Raw genomic sequence first — 256 nt, 5'->3', positions numbered from 1 at the left:
CGGAAGAAATAAAACCGATTGCCTGCGACTTCATCCATTTTCACCACGGTTTCAAGTGAGCGGACGTTAAAGCTTGCGGTTTCCCTGATTCGCTCTTTTGTCCAGTTTTCCTTTTGAAGCATCTTCTCATCAATTAATCTGTAGGTGCTTCCAAGGTCAAGCGCATAGTAGATTCTTGTTTCAGCTGTATGCTCATCAAAAACGAGCGGAATCTCGTCACTTGAGGTCTCTGGAAAGGAAGTCGAACGAATAACCG

1 protein-coding gene is annotated in these 256 nt (G+C 44.5%); it reads right to left on the bottom strand.

Annotated elements, in window-relative coordinates; all coding sequences use genetic code 11:
• The coding region (locus SB775_RS31470; protein WP_410865203.1) for a DUF1444 family protein at window positions 1-256 on the bottom strand (256 nt) is incomplete at both ends.

Source organism: Peribacillus sp. SIMBA_075 (assembly GCF_046534585.1).
The sequence above is the reverse complement of the archived record's forward strand: the minus strand, read 5'-3'. Positions and strand labels throughout refer to the sequence as shown.